At 64.5% G+C, this 13,997-nt stretch carries 14 protein-coding genes; 12 read left to right on the top strand and 2 right to left on the bottom strand.

Annotated elements, in window-relative coordinates:
* Window positions 1-55: 55 nt before the first annotated feature.
* From dnaK to WDM24_RS42365, 9 genes are all read left to right on the top strand, one after another.
* Window positions 56-1,957, top strand: a complete 1,902-nt coding sequence (dnaK, locus tag WDM24_RS42405) for a molecular chaperone DnaK (protein WP_029081006.1) — start codon at window positions 56-58, stop codon at window positions 1,955-1,957.
* A 146-nt stretch (window positions 1,958-2,103) separates the two neighbouring features.
* The gene (dnaJ, locus tag WDM24_RS42400; protein ID WP_029081007.1) at window positions 2,104-3,237 is read left to right on the top strand and encodes a molecular chaperone DnaJ; all 1,134 of its coding nucleotides are present in this window, start codon (window positions 2,104-2,106) and stop codon (window positions 3,235-3,237) included.
* A gap of 95 nt (window positions 3,238-3,332) precedes the next feature.
* Window positions 3,333-3,935 (top strand): class I SAM-dependent methyltransferase, encoded by a 603-nt coding sequence (locus tag WDM24_RS42395; protein ID WP_029081008.1) that lies wholly within the window; start codon window positions 3,333-3,335, stop codon window positions 3,933-3,935.
* A 51-nt stretch (window positions 3,936-3,986) separates the two neighbouring features.
* Window positions 3,987-4,565: an NAD(P)H-dependent oxidoreductase gene (locus WDM24_RS42390; RefSeq protein WP_338694093.1), complete on the top strand. Its 579-nt coding sequence runs from the start codon at window positions 3,987-3,989 to the stop codon at window positions 4,563-4,565.
* A 6-nt stretch (window positions 4,566-4,571) separates the two neighbouring features.
* Entirely contained in the window at window positions 4,572-5,282 is a 711-nt protein-coding gene (gene pyrF, locus WDM24_RS42385) for an orotidine-5'-phosphate decarboxylase (RefSeq protein ID WP_338829922.1), read from the top strand.
* Between the two features lie 22 nt (window positions 5,283-5,304).
* Window positions 5,305-5,601 carry a DUF1330 domain-containing protein gene (locus WDM24_RS42380; protein ID WP_166300201.1) on the top strand — a complete coding sequence of 99 codons (297 nt, stop codon included), beginning with the start codon at window positions 5,305-5,307 and terminating at the stop codon, window positions 5,599-5,601.
* 132 nt (window positions 5,602-5,733) lie between these two features.
* Window positions 5,734-6,546, top strand: coding sequence for a 4-hydroxy-tetrahydrodipicolinate reductase (dapB, locus tag WDM24_RS42375; protein WP_166212892.1), 813 nt, complete (start codon window positions 5,734-5,736; stop codon window positions 6,544-6,546).
* A 47-nt stretch (window positions 6,547-6,593) separates the two neighbouring features.
* Window positions 6,594-7,217, top strand: coding sequence for a 2,3-bisphosphoglycerate-dependent phosphoglycerate mutase (locus WDM24_RS42370; RefSeq protein WP_166300205.1), 624 nt, complete (start codon window positions 6,594-6,596; stop codon window positions 7,215-7,217).
* 403 nt (window positions 7,218-7,620) lie between these two features.
* Window positions 7,621-8,583, top strand: coding sequence for an IS110 family transposase (locus WDM24_RS42365; RefSeq protein WP_338829190.1), 963 nt, complete (start codon window positions 7,621-7,623; stop codon window positions 8,581-8,583).
* Window positions 8,584-8,805: 222 nt separating this feature from the next.
* Here the strand turns inward: WDM24_RS42365 and WDM24_RS42360 are convergent, their stop codons facing one another.
* Together WDM24_RS42360 and WDM24_RS42355 are read right to left on the bottom strand one after the other, a co-directional pair.
* On the bottom strand, window positions 8,806-9,702 hold the full coding sequence (locus WDM24_RS42360; RefSeq protein ID WP_338832545.1) for a bifunctional helix-turn-helix domain-containing protein/methylated-DNA--[protein]-cysteine S-methyltransferase: 897 nt from the start codon (window positions 9,700-9,702) through the stop codon (window positions 8,806-8,808).
* Between the two features lie 57 nt (window positions 9,703-9,759).
* Entirely contained in the window at window positions 9,760-10,335 is a 576-nt protein-coding gene (locus WDM24_RS42355; RefSeq protein WP_338829920.1) for a DUF2244 domain-containing protein, read from the bottom strand.
* Here WDM24_RS42355 and nth point away from each other — a divergent pair.
* The 3 genes from nth to WDM24_RS42340 all read left to right on the top strand — a co-directional run bounded on the left by nth (window position 10,334) and on the right by WDM24_RS42340 (window position 13,972).
* Window positions 10,334-11,140: an endonuclease III gene (gene nth / locus WDM24_RS42350; protein WP_338829919.1), complete on the top strand. Its 807-nt coding sequence runs from the start codon at window positions 10,334-10,336 to the stop codon at window positions 11,138-11,140. The genes WDM24_RS42355 and nth overlap by 2 nt on opposite strands.
* A 65-nt stretch (window positions 11,141-11,205) precedes the next feature.
* Entirely contained in the window at window positions 11,206-12,357 is a 1,152-nt protein-coding gene (locus WDM24_RS42345) for an HlyD family secretion protein (RefSeq protein WP_338829918.1), read from the top strand.
* Window positions 12,344-13,972 (top strand): MFS transporter, encoded by a 1,629-nt coding sequence (locus tag WDM24_RS42340; RefSeq protein ID WP_338829917.1) that lies wholly within the window; start codon window positions 12,344-12,346, stop codon window positions 13,970-13,972. Before WDM24_RS42345 ends, WDM24_RS42340 begins: the two co-directional genes overlap by 14 nt.
* Window positions 13,973-13,997: the final 25 nt, after the last annotated feature.

The raw sequence follows: 13,997 nt of genomic DNA, 5'->3' as shown, positions 1-13,997 counted from the left end.
ACGGAGCGCCGTCAGGGCCCAACCAACCTGCCGCAACAAAGAGGATATCAAAACCATGGGTAAGGTCATTGGGATCGACCTCGGCACCACGAATTCGTGCGTCGCCGTAATGGATGGCAAAAACGCCAAGGTGATCGAGAACGCGGAAGGCATGCGGACGACGCCGTCGATCGTTGCTTTCACTGACGATGGCGAGCGCCTCGTCGGCCAGCCGGCGAAGCGCCAGGCGGTGACCAATCCCGAGCGTACGTTCTTTGCGGTGAAGCGCCTCATCGGCCGCCGCTATGACGACCCGATGGTCGAGAAGGACAAGAAGCTCGTTCCCTACAAGATCGTCAAGGCATCGAACGGCGACGCCTGGGTCGAAGCCGATGGCAAGACCTATTCGCCCTCGCAGGTCTCGGCCTTCATCCTGCAGAAGATGAAGGAGACCGCTGAGGCGCATCTCGGCCAGAAGGTCGAGCAGGCCGTCATCACGGTTCCCGCTTATTTCAACGACGCACAGCGTCAGGCCACCAAGGATGCCGGCAAGATCGCCGGCCTTGAAGTGCTGCGCATCATCAACGAGCCGACCGCTGCCGCGCTCGCTTACGGTCTCGACAAGTCGAAGACCGGCACGATCGCCGTGTACGATCTCGGTGGCGGCACCTTCGACGTCTCGATCCTCGAGATCGGCGACGGTGTGTTCGAGGTGAAGTCGACCAACGGCGACACCTTCCTCGGCGGTGAAGATTTCGACATGCGCCTTGTTGGTTATCTGGCCGACGAGTTCCAGAAGGAGCAGGGCATCAACCTGCGCAACGACAAGCTCGCTTTGCAGCGCCTGAAGGAGGCCGCTGAAAAGGCCAAGATCGAGCTGTCGTCGACCACGCAGACCGAAATCAATCTGCCGTTCATCACGGCTGACCAGACCGGTCCGAAGCATCTGACGATGAAGCTGACCCGCGCCAAGTTCGAGGCGCTGGTGGCCGACCTCGTCGAGAAGACCATCGAGCCGTGCCGCAAGGCGCTGAAGGATGCCGGCCTGACCGCCGGCGAGATCGGCGAAGTGGTGCTGGTCGGCGGCATGACCCGCATGCCGAAGATTCAGGAAGTCGTGAAGCAGTTCTTCGGCAAGGAGCCACACAAGGGCGTCAACCCCGACGAAGTCGTCGCGATCGGCGCTGCGATCCAGGCCGGCGTGCTGCAGGGCGACGTCAAGGACGTGCTGCTGCTCGACGTGACCCCGCTGTCGCTGGGCATCGAGACGCTGGGCGGCGTGTTCACCCGCATCATCGACCGCAACACCACGATCCCGACCAAGAAGAGCCAGGTGTTCTCGACGGCCGAAGACAATCAGGGCGCCGTCACCATCCGCGTCTTCCAGGGCGAGCGTGAAATGGCGGCCGACAACAAGATGCTTGGCCAGTTCGACCTGATGGGCATTCCGCCGGCTCCGCGCGGTATGCCGCAGATCGAGGTGACCTTCGACATCGACGCCAACGGCATCGTCAACGTCTCGGCCAAGGACAAGGCGACCGGCAAGGAGCAGCAGATCCGGATCCAGGCATCCGGCGGTCTGTCCGAAGCCGACATCGACAAGATGGTCAAGGACGCGGAGGCCAATGCGGCCGAGGACAAGAAGCGCCGCGAGGCAGTCGACGCCAAGAACCATGCCGACGGCCTGGTTCATTCGACCGAAAAGGCTTTGGCCGAGCACGGCTCGAAGATCCCGGACACCGACCGCCGCGCGATCGAAGACGCCGTCAGCGACCTCAAGGAAGCGCTGAAGGGCGACGACGCCGAGGCGATCAAGGCCAAGACCAACACGCTGGCGCAGGCTTCGATGAAGCTCGGCGAGGCCATGTACAAGCAGCAGGCCGAGGCCGATGCGGCCAAGGACGCTGCCAAGGATGACGTTGTCGACGCGGAGTTCACCGAGGTCGACGACGACAAGAACAACAAGAAATCTGCTTAAGCGGGTTTGAGATGATGGCCCTCACACCAAAGAGCACGCGACGCGTCTCGGAGGAGTGGGGGTCATTTTTCTTTAAGGCGATCGCTGCATCTTCCAGACAGGCGCAATCCTTGGCGATAGCGATGAACTCCGGACGGAATTGAAGGATGTCGACCAAGCGCTGCTATTACGAGACCCTCGAGGTCGAGCGGAACGCGGACGAGACCAAGCTGAAAACGGCTTTCCGCAAGCTCGCGATGAAGTGGCATCCGGACAAGAATCCGGGCGACTCCAGCAGCGAGGTCCGGTTCAAGGAAATCAACGAAGCCTATGAGGTGTTGAAGGACGGCGACAAGCGCGCCGCCTATGACCGCTTCGGCCATGCCGCCTTCGAGCAGGGCATGGGCGGCGGCGGTCCCGGCTTCGGCGCCGGCTTCGCCTCGTCCTTCTCCGACATTTTCGAGGACCTGTTCGGCATGGCCGGGCAGCGCCGCGGCGGCGGCGGCCGCGAGCGTGGCGCCGACCTGCGCTACAACATGGAGATCACGCTCGAGGACGCTTTCCAGGGCAAGACCGCGCAGATCGAGATCCCGGTCTCGGTCACCTGCGAATCCTGCTCGGGCACCGGCGCCAAGGCCGGCACCAAGCCGAAGACCTGCTCGCATTGTGGTGGCGCCGGCCGCATCCGGCAGGCCCAGGGCTTCTTCACGCTGGAGCGGACCTGCCCCGGCTGCCAGGGCCGCGGTCAGATGATCGAGGACGCCTGCACCTCCTGCGCCGGTTCCGGCCGGGTGACGCGCGACCGCGCGCTGTCGGTCAACATTCCCCCGGGAGTCGAGGATGGCACCCGCATTCGTCTCGCCGGCGAAGGCGAGGCCGGTGTCCGCGGTGGCCCGCCCGGCGACCTCTACATCTTCCTGTCGCTGACCACGCACCAGTTCTTCCAGCGCGATGGCGCCGACCTGCACTGCCGCGTGCCGATCTCGATGGTGACTGCAGCACTCGGCGGCGAGTTCGAGGTGCCGACCATCGACAAGGGCAAGACCAAGGTGAAGGTGCCCTCCGGCACCCAGTCGGGCCGGCGATTCCGCATCGCATCAAAGGGTATGCCGGTGCTCCGCTCGCGCCAGACCGGCGATATGTATGTCCAGGTCGTGGTCGAAACGCCGCAGAATCTGACGAAGAAGCAGCAGGAATTGCTGATGGAGTTCGAAAAGCTGTCGTCCGGTGCAACCCAGCCGGAGGCAGCGGGTTTCTTCTCTAAGGTCAAGGACTTCTTCGGAAACCGCACCACCCAGTAGTTGTCGTCGCGCTTGACCGTAACGGCTTCGATCTATACGTCTTTATGACCGTTTTCTGACAACCGCTCGATTGTGCGGTCCCGCCTGGTAGCGACATGCCCCTGCAATCGTCCGTGCGTGCGTCGAAGAAGCCCCTCCGTCTCGACGACGAGGTTCGTTTTCTCCGTTCATGGATCGAGAAGCCGCTGCATATGGGCGCAGTGATGCCGTCAGGACGGCTGCTTGCTCGCACCATGGCGCAATATGTCGATCCTGACGCGGAAGGGCCGGTGGTCGAACTTGGACCCGGCACCGGGGCGATCACCAATGCGCTGATCGAGCATGGCGTCGATCAAAAGCGGCTCGTGCTGGTCGAATACAATCCCGGTTTCTGCGCATTGCTGCGCGAACGCTATCCGCAGGCCAGGGTGGTCCAGGGCGACGCCTACAGGCTTCGCGATACGCTGTGGGAGGTGCTGAAGTCTCCCGCCTCCGCGATGGTCTCCGGCCTGCCGCTGGTCACCAAGCCGATGCTGACCCGCCTCAGGCTGGTCCGCGACGCCTTCCTGGCGCTCGCTCCCGGTGCGCCCTTTGTGCAGTTCACCTATTCGGTGGTGCCCCCGATTCCGAAGTCGCTGCCCGGCGTGTCCACAGAGGCGTCCGAGCGGATCTGGATGAACCTTCCGCCCGCGCGGGTCTGGGTGTATCGCAAGGGCTGATCGCCCTGCGGTGTCGCGCTGGGCGGCGCGCGCCCTAACCGCGATTTCGAAATGTCAGCGCTGAAAATCCTCGTGATCCCGGGATCGCTTCGATCCGGCTCGCTCAATACGAAGCTCGCTGCCGTGCTGGCGCAGGAGCTCGCGCAGCTGGGGGCCGACGTCACGCGCATCTCGCTCGGCGATTTTCCGCTGCCGATCTATGACGGCGACCTGCAGGCGAAATCGGGCGTGCCGCAGCACGCGGTCAATTTGAAGCGGATGATCGGCGCCCATCATGGCGTCCTGATCGTGACGCCGGAATACAATTCCTCGGTGCCGGCGCTGGTGAAGAACACGATCGACTGGGTGAGCCGCGTGCAGGATCCGCACGAGGCCCGCGGCCAGGTGTTCCATGGCCGCGCCTTCGCGATCGCAGCGGCATCCGGCAACCGGCTCGGCGGCACGCGCGCGCTGGCGGCGCTGCGCCTGATCCTGTCGGCGTGCCACGCGACCGTGATCCCGAGCCAGCTCGCGCTGTCATTCGCCGAGCAGGCCTATGACGATATGGATCATCTGAAGCACCAGGCCGACATCGACGCGATGCGCGCGCTGGTGCGGCAGCTGGTCGACCATTCCCAACGCATGATGTGAGGTGACATGCAGCCAGCCAAGATCGCTCCAAGAGACCGGTTGATTGCGGCGCTCGATCTGCCGTCCGTCGCTAGCGCCGAGGCGATGATCGACAGGCTCGGCGACAGCGTCACCTTCTACAAGATCGGTTATCAGCTCGGTTATGCCGGCGGCCTCACGCTGGCGAAGCAGCTCGCAGGCAGCGGCAAGAAGGTGTTTCTCGATCTCAAGCTGCACGACATCGGCAACACGGTCGCGCGCGGGGTCGAAAGCGTCGCCGGTCTCGGCGCGACCTTCCTCACCGTGCATGCCTATCCGCAGACCATGAAGGCGGCAGTCGAGGCACGCGCCGGCTCTACCCTCAAGATCCTCGCGGTGACGGTGCTGACCTCCTACGACGACAACGATCTTCAGGCCGCGGGCTACCGCCTCAGCGTCTCCGATCTCGTCGAAGTGCGCGCCAGGCAAGCGCAGGCGCTCGGTGTCGACGGCCTCGTCAGCTCGCCCGAGGAAGCCGCAGCCTTGCGCAAGATCGTCGGCGATCAGATGAACCTGGTGACGCCGGGCATCCGCCCCGCGGGCTCTGCCACCGGCGACCAGAAGCGCATCATGACGCCGGCCCGTGCGATCGCCGCCGGCGCCGACTATCTGGTGGTCGGGCGTCCGGTGATGGAAGCCGCCGATCCGAAGGCCGCAGCCGAAGCCATTCACGCCGAAATCGCCGAGACGCTCGCCTGAACAACAACGAGGGAGAACAGAGATGGCGAAGGGATACTGGATTGGACGCGTGGACGTTCACAATGAGGAGGGCTACAAGCCCTACATGGCGGCCAACCCGGCGATCTTCCAGAAATTCGGCGGCAAGTTCATTGTTCGCGGCGGCAAGTTCACCGGCGTCGAGGGCCAGAGCCGCTCGCGCAACGTCGTGATCGAATTCCCGGACTATCAGACCGCGCTCGCCTGCTACAACTCGCCGGAATACCAGACCAACCTCAAGGTGCGGCAGCCGCATTCGATCGCCGACCTCATCATCATCGAGGGGCACGACAGCCCGTAGCCCGGACACCAGGCCGCCGGTTCGATTGCCGGGAACAGCCGTGGGATTCGTCCGTTGGAGCCATGATATCGGCCCGGAAAAGCGGTTTCCCCTTTTCCGGATCATGCTTTATACGGCCTGCAGAGGTGAGCCATGGCTGACATGCGTCTGATTGTTGCGGGAGCCGGCGGCCGGATGGGCCGCACGCTGACGCGGGTGATTTCCGAAACCCCGGGGGCGGTGCTGGTCGGCGCGCTGGAAGCGCCGGGCTCGGAGCTGCTCGGCAAGGACGCCGGCGTGCTCGCCGGCCTTCCCGCCAATGGCGTCGCGCTGTCGGCCGATCTGTGGTCGATGTCGGCGGGCGCCGACGGCATCCTGGATTTCACCGTGCCGGCCGCGACCATCGCCAATGTCGCGATCGCGGCCGAGCGCGGCCTCGTCCACGTCATCGGCACCACCGGCATGTCGCAGTCCGACGATGCGGTGATCCGGAGCGTCACCGACCGCGCCATCGTGGTGAAGTCGGGCAATATGAGCCTCGGCGTCAATCTGCTCGCCGCGCTGGTCAAGCGCGTCGCGCAGTCGCTCGACCAGAGTTTTGACATCGAAATTCTCGAGCTGCACCACAAGTCCAAGATCGACGCGCCGTCGGGCACCGCCCTGATGCTCGGCGAGGCGGCCGCTGCCGGACGCAAGATCGCGCTCGATCAGCATTGGGCGCGCGGCCGCGATGGCCTGACCGGCGCGCGGCGTGCGGGCGATATCGGCTTTGCCTCGTTGCGCGGCGGCACCGCGGCCGGCGATCACAGCGTGATCTTTGCCGGTCCGTCGGAGCGCATCACGCTGTCGCATCATGCCGAGGACCGCGCGCTGTTCGCGCAGGGCGCGCTGAAGGCGGCGCTGTGGGCGCATGGCAAGAAGCCCGGCATGTACTCGATGGCCGACGTGCTCGGGTTGAGCGACTGAGATCGCCCCGACGAGATGAAATCCAGCTAAGCGAAACGGAATCTGAAATGAGTGATCGCCTTCTTGTGCTCGTTCGTCACGGTCAGAGCGAATGGAATCTGAAGAACCTGTTCACCGGGTGGAAGGACCCTGATCTCACCGAGCAGGGCATCGCCGAGGCCAAGGACGCCGGCCGCAAGCTGAAGGCGCAGGACCTGTCGTTCGATGTCGCCTTCACGTCCGATCTGACGCGCGCGCAGCACACGCTGAAGCTGATGCTCGCGGAGATCGGCCAGACCGGATTGCCGACCACGAAGAATCTGGCGCTCAACGAGCGCGACTATGGCGATCTCTCCGGCCTCAACAAGGACGACGCCCGCAAGAAGTGGGGCGAGGACCAGGTCCTGATCTGGCGCCGTTCCTACGACGTGCCGCCGCCTGGCGGCGAAAGCCTGAAGGACACGCTGGCGCGCACGCTGCCCTACTACGTGCAGGAGATCCTGCCCGGCGTGCTGCGCGGCCAGCGCACGCTGATCGCCGCCCACGGCAATTCGCTGCGCGCGCTGATCATGGTGCTGGAGAAGCTGACGCCGGAGCAGATCCTCAAGCGCGAACTCGCGACCGGCGCTCCGGTGGTCTATCGGCTCAACGCCGATTCCACCGTTGCTTCAAAGGTCGATCTGGCGGGGTAGGCTTAGGCCATCACTCCGCTCAACCCGTCATCCTGAGGTGCGAGCGGAGCGAGCATCGAAGGATGCACGGCCACCAGCCGGGCCGTCGACCCTTCGAGACGCGCTTCGCGCTCCTCAGGGTGACGGTGTGAGGCTGGAAGCCTGGCTTAAGGAAGTCAGCCGTAAGATGGGTTTCGGTTCGCTCTACCCATCCTTGTATTAGCGCGCTGGGTTAGACTGGCCTCGTTCCGTGAGGAATGGCCCAGCTCGGGTAGCCGCCCGGGCTGGGCCGCTGATCGATCGGATCGTTACCCATCGAAGCCTTGAGGGCTGTCGTTCGTAGCAAGATCGCGATCGGCACTTCATCGGGACCCGCATGGTTGAACGAACTTTAGGTTCGCATCACAAGGGAGGGTCGAGGAAGATGGCCAAGCGTACCACAATCTGTGCCGGGATCGATACCGGCAAGCGCAAGCTCGACGTGGCGCTCGACGGCAACTCGGAGCAGCTGCAGGTGGAGAACACGGCAGAAGGTCACAAGGCGCTGCTGGAGTGGCTTGGGCGGCGCAAGGTCAAGCGGGTTGGGATCGAGGCGAGCGGTGGCTATGAGCAAGCCGTCGTCGCCGAGTTACGGCGCATGCGGTTTGTCGTCGTGGTGTTCCAGCCGGCGCAAGTGCGTGCCTATGCCAAATACCGCGGGCAACGTGCCAAGAACGATCGGATCGACGCGGCTCTGATCGCCGCCTGCGCCGCTGCGGTCAACAAGATCCACCCGGCCCCTGACGCAAGATTATCGCCCTTGGCCGGGCAGCTGACACTGATCGATCAGATCGGAGAGGATATCACGCGGTTCAAGAACCGGCTCGAGAGCTGTCGCGATGCGCGTATCCAAAAGCTCTGGAAGGAAGATATCGTCCGCCTGGCCAAGCGCGAACGCGTCGAGTTCAAGGCTTTGGTGGCAGCGATCCGCGAACATCACGATCTCGCTGCCCGGCTCGATCTGATCTACAGCGTCGGCGGGGCCGGGCTGCCGACTGCGGTCGCCATTCTGGTGCGCATGCCGGAGATCGGCCAAATCAGCCGCGAGCAGGCCGCAGCTCTTGCGGGCCTTGCGCCTTATGATGACGACAGCGGAGAGCATATTGGCGCTCGTCACATCATCGGTGGACGCAAGCGCCTGCGAGAGGCGCTCTATGCTGCAGCGCTGGCGGCGTCGTTCCGCTGGAATCCGCAGCTCATCGCCCTTTACAAGCGACTGATCGCCGCCGGTAAGGGTCACAAGCGCGCGCTAATCGCCTGCGCCAGGAAGCTGCTCGTCTTCATCAACGCCGTAGTGGCCCGAGGCACCCCTTGGCAAGCTGACATGTCAGCTGTTCCAGCAGCCTGAAGCGTTTCTTTGTTCGACCGGGGCGCCGTTTCTTCGTCCCGACCTGCCGTCACCAGGACGTCGCGCACAGCGGCCGTCAAGGATGGCCGTCGCTCAAATGCCACCACATCCTCACCCTCAACAGGCCACGCCTTGATGGCCGCGAGCACGGCGTCAGCATCAACGGCGATCGGACAATTCAATCGCACACAACCGAAAGAGCTAATGGTTGCTACAATCAGGCTAATGCAACCCGACCTGGCCGGCTTCCCAGCCGAGCATCGCCTGCTTGCGGGTGATGCCCCAGTGATAGCCGGTCAGCGCGCCGCTCTTGCCGAGTGCGCGATGGCACGGCACCACGAACGACACCGGATTGCGGCCGACCGCGGCGCCGACCGCGCGCGAGGCCTTCGGGTTGCTGATCTTGCAGGCGATGTCGGAATAGCTCACCGCGCGCCCCATCGGCACCTTGAGCAGCGTTTCCCACACCCGCACCTCGAAGTCGGTGCCGATCAGGACCACGCGCAGGGGCTGGTCCGCCCGCCACAACCTTGTATCGAACACGCGCTGCGCCAGTGCCGTGGTGCCGCCGGTGTCCTCGACAAAGGTCGCGCTCGGCCAGCGTCGCTTCATGTCGGCGAATGCAGTCTGCTCATCGCCGGGGTCGGCGAAGGCAAGTCCCGCGAGCCCGCGATCGGTTGCGATCACGATCGCGGTGCCAAACGGCGAGGGGTGGAAGCCGTAGCGCAGCGTCATGCCGCCGCCGCCGGTCTTCCATTCGCCTGGCGACATCGCCTCATGCGTGACGAACAGATCGTGCAGCCGTCCCGGTCCTGAGAGACCCGAGTCGAGCGCCGCGTCGAGCACGCTGGCGGAATCGCGCAGCAGGTTCTTGGCGTGATCCAGGGTCAGCGCCTGCATGAAGCCCTTCGGCGTGAGCCCGGCCCAGCGGCGGAACAGATGATGGAGTTCATCCGGCGTGACGGCGGCGGCATCGGCCATCGCTTCGATGGTCGGCTGCGTGCGCCAGTGCTCCGAGATGAACGCGATGGCGCGCCGCACCGAATCATAGTCGCGCAGCGCGGCGTTCTGGGGGCCCGGCTTGGCCAGGCGCTGGTCATGTATGGCGAGTGTCATCATGGTGTCTGATTTAGGAGCCATGGCGCAATCAAACCACCCGATTTCTGACAAGCTTACTCAAGCGATGGGGTTGTAGGTCGGGCCGCGTTTCGCGGTGTTCAGCGCAGCCGTCAAGGCTTTGGAAAAGCTGGCCTTTTCGTCGGGGCCGAGGAAGCTGCCGATGCTGATCCGGCGGCCCCGGGACACCAGATAAAGCCGCTCGATGCCGAATTCTTCGTGCGAGATCTGCTCGAACCGCACCCAGAGCGGATTGAGCACCCATTCCGCCACATGGCCGCGGTGACTTATCCTGCGGACCCGCAGTTCCGACGGCGTCACCGTGATCTCCTCGCTGGCTCTGGCGGTGCGGAAATTGACCTTGAACGCCCAGTAGATCACCAGCACGTCGAGCCCGAAGAAGCCGAAGATCGGCCAGGCGCCCAGCCACCAGAACACCACGCCGGCGATGAAGCTGACCACGGTGACGAATGACATCAGCACGATGAAGCCCGTGCGGTTCAGCGAGCGGTGCGGCGTCAGCAATGCCGAGAACAGCTTTGGCTCGGCCCCGGCGTCATCAGCCTCGAGGTCACCAGTCTCAACGTTACTGGCCCTGAAGTCGTCGCTGGGATCAAAGTCGTTGCCTGCGGTCATGACGTATCAGTATATCCCGTTCATGGCCAAAATCATCCGCTCTCAACGCGCCAGCTCATCAAGCGTTCGGTCCGCACCGAAGAAGGCCGCGAAAACGCCAAAGCCGCTGCCCAAACGTTCGGCAAAGACGGCGGCCAAGAAGGTCGCCAAGAAGGCCGCAACACCAAAGCCGTGGACGGCGGCGGAGGTCTACGAGGCCTTCGACCGGTTCCGCAAAGCCAATCCCGAGCCGAAGGGCGAGCTCGAGCATCTCAACCCCTACACGCTGCTGGTTGCGGTGGTGCTGTCGGCGCAGGCGACCGACGCCGGCGTCAACAAGGCGACACGGGCGCTGTTTGCGATCGCCGACACGCCGGAGAAGATGCTTGCGCTCGGCGAAGACAAAGTGCGCGAGTACATCAAGACCATCGGGCTCTATCGCAACAAGGCCAAGAACGTCATCGCGCTCTCTGAGAAGTTGATCACCGAATTCGGCAGCGAGGTACCGCGCACGCGCGCCGAGATCGAGTCATTGCCCGGTGCCGGTCGCAAGACCGCGAATGTGGTGCTCAACATGGCATTCGGCGAACACACGATGGCGGTCGACACCCATGTGTTTCGCGTCGGCAACCGCACCGGGCTCGCGCCCGGCAAGACGCCGCTTGAGGTCGAGCTCGGACTCGAGAAGGTGATCCCGACGGAGTTCATGCTGCACGCCCATCACTGGTTGATCCTGCATGGCCGCTATACCTGCCTCGCGCGCGGGCCGCGTTGCGAAGTATGTCTGATCAATGATCTTTGCCGGTGGCCGGAAAAGACCGTCTGAGCCATGATCGTCATCATGTGCTAACCGGTTGTCTCGCGTTCCGGCGTAACTGAGGAGAGTGTGGCGTGACAGAGCAGGTTCAGGGCGGTCCGTCACAAGCCAGCCAGACCGCGCCCGCACCGGTACCGGCGCCAGCCAAGCCGCAGCCTGCGGCGAACGGTTTCTGGGGCCGCTTCGCCATTCCGCTGTTTGCGGTGCTCGCCGCGCTCACCTTCGTCGCGGTGGCGACCACGCGCTGGGATGCGTGGGTCGGCAGCGCCACGATCCAGACCACCGATGATGCCTATGTGCGGGCCGAGCTGACCCAGCTCTCCAGCCGCGTGTCCGGCGAAGTCCTGACCGTCGCTATCTCCGATTTCCAGCGCGTCAAGGCCGGCGATCTCCTGGTGCAGATCGATCCCGCGGACTACCAGGCCCAGGTCGCGCAGGCCGAGGCCGGTGTGGTCGGCGCGCAGGCCGCGCTCGACAACCTCAACAATCAGGTCGAGCTGCAGTATGCGACCATCGCGCAGGCCGAGGCTTCGCGACTGTCCGCGGAAGCGCAGCAGACGCTGGCTCGCCAGGAGGAAGAGCGTCAGCAGTCGCTGTCGCAAACCGATGCCGGCACGCGGCAACGGCTCGAGCAGGCAACCGCATCTTACGCCAAGGCAGAGGCCGATGTTCAGGCCAGCCGCGCGGTGATCGCTGCGCAGCGCCATCAGCTCGAGGTCCTGCAGGGCACCAAGAAGCAGCGCGCCGCCGATCTTGACGCCGCCAAGGCCCTGCTCGCATCGGCCAAGCTCAAGCTCGGCTACACGAAGATCATAGCGCCGTTCGACGGCGTCACCGGCGAGCGCCAGGTGCAGCCGGGCGACTATGTCAACATCGGCACCAATCTGATCAATGTCGTGCCGCTGCCGAACGTCTATGTGATCGCCAACTACAAGGAAACGCAGCTGACCAACGTCAGACCGGGCCAGCCGGTCGAGGTCACCGTGGATACGTTCTCCGGTGAGAGGCTGCGCGGCGTCGTCGAGCGCATCGCGCCGGCGAGCGGATCGCAATTCGCGCTGCTGCCGCCCGACAATGCCACCGGCAATTTCACCAAGGTGGTGCAGCGCATCCCGGTGCGCATCCAGTTCGAGAAGAACCAGCCATTGCTCGATCGCCTGCTCCCGGGCATGTCGGTCGTGACGCGGATCAACACCGGCGGGGCGGCCGGCAATGGCGGAAAGTGACGACCGCGGTCATGGTCCGGTCTCGCGCGGCGACGTCGCGCGCTATCCGCTGTTCGCCGTGGTCGCGGTGCTGCTCGGTGCGTTCCTGGCGAACTTCGACAGCCGCCTGACCACGGTCGGGTTGCCCGACCTGCGCGGCGCGTTCTCGCTCAGCTTCGACGAGGGTGCCTGGCTCTCGACCGCCGCGATCGGCTCGCAGATCTTCGTCGCACCCGCGGTGGCCTGGCTCGCCACCGTGTTCGGGCTGCGCCGCGTGCTCGGGATCCCGAGCCTGATCTACGCCGTAGTCTCCCTGACCATTCCGTTCGTGCGCGACTATACGACGTTGATCGCGCTCAGCGTCGCGCACGGCATGTTGCTCGGCACCTTCGTGCCGGCGACGCTGATGATCATCCTGCGCAATCTGCCGATCCGCTGGTGGCTGCCGGCGATTGCGATGTATTCGATCCGGGTCGGCTTCGCGCTGGACTCGTCGAGTTCGCTTGTCGGCTATTATGTCGAGCACCTCGGCTGGCAATGGCTGTATTGGCAGGGCGTGGTGGTCGCGCCGCTGATGGGCCTGATGGTCTATCTCGGCACGCCGAACGAGCCCGTCAATCGCGACCTGCTTCGCAATGCCGATTGGGGCGGCATGCTGTTGCTCGGCGCCGGGGTGTCGATGGTCTATGCCGGGCTCGATCAGGGCAACCGGCTGGACTGGCTGTCGTCGGGCACGGTGATGGCGCTCCTGATCGGCGGCGGATTGTTGATCATTGGCTTCATGATCAACGAGACGCTAGTGCGCCAGCCCTGGGCGCATTTCAACGTGCTGTTCTCGCGCAATATCGGGCTCTCGCTGATCGTCATCCTGCTGTACACGCTGACCAGCCTGTCGAATTCGTCGCTGGTGCCCAACTTCCTCAGCGCCGTCAGTGCGCTGCGGCCGGAGCAATCCGGCGTGCTGCTGTTCACCTACGGCGCGCTGCCGATGTTCGTGCTGGTGCCGGTCTCGATCCTGCTGCTCCGCCACCTCGATCCGCGCGTCGTCGTGGTGCTCGGCTTCTCGGCGTTCGCGGCCGCCAATCTTTGGGGCACCCAGCTGAGCCATGTCTGGGCGCGAGAGGATTTTGTCGGCATCGTGCTGTTGCTGTCGGTCGGGCAGGCGCTCACGCTGCTGCCGATCATCATGATGGCGCTGTCGAACTCCGATCCGTCACGGGCGACGGCGTTCGCGGCCTATATCCAGATCTGCCGGCTCGGCGGCGCCGAGATCGGCATCGCGCTGATGGGCACCTGGCTGCGGGTTCGCGAGCAGATCCACTCGAACTATCTCGGGCAATACGTCCAGAGTGGCGATGCCGACGTCGTGCACCGGCTGCAGCGGTTGACGGAGGGATTTTCCGGCCACGGCATCGGGGCGGCGACCGGGCGCGCCGTCGGCACGCTCGCGGCGCTGGTGCAGCGCGAGGCCAACACGCTCGCCTATATTGACGGCTTCTGGCTCTGCTTCTGGCTCGCGATGCTGGCGCTGTTCCTGGTCGCCCTGATCAAGCGCGCACCGCCTGGCCCGCTGTCGCCGGTGCCGTTTGGCTTCGTGAAGAACGTGATGCGCAAGTTCGGCGCAGCGGCTTCCTGATCGAGCCTGTGCGCTGTGATTTGCG

The sequence above is a fragment of the Bradyrhizobium sp. 27S5 genome, from assembly GCF_037217225.1.
GTDB lineage: Bacteria > Pseudomonadota > Alphaproteobacteria > Rhizobiales > Xanthobacteraceae > Bradyrhizobium > Bradyrhizobium septentrionale.
The sequence above is the reverse complement of the archived record's forward strand: the minus strand, read 5'-3'. Positions and strand labels throughout refer to the sequence as shown.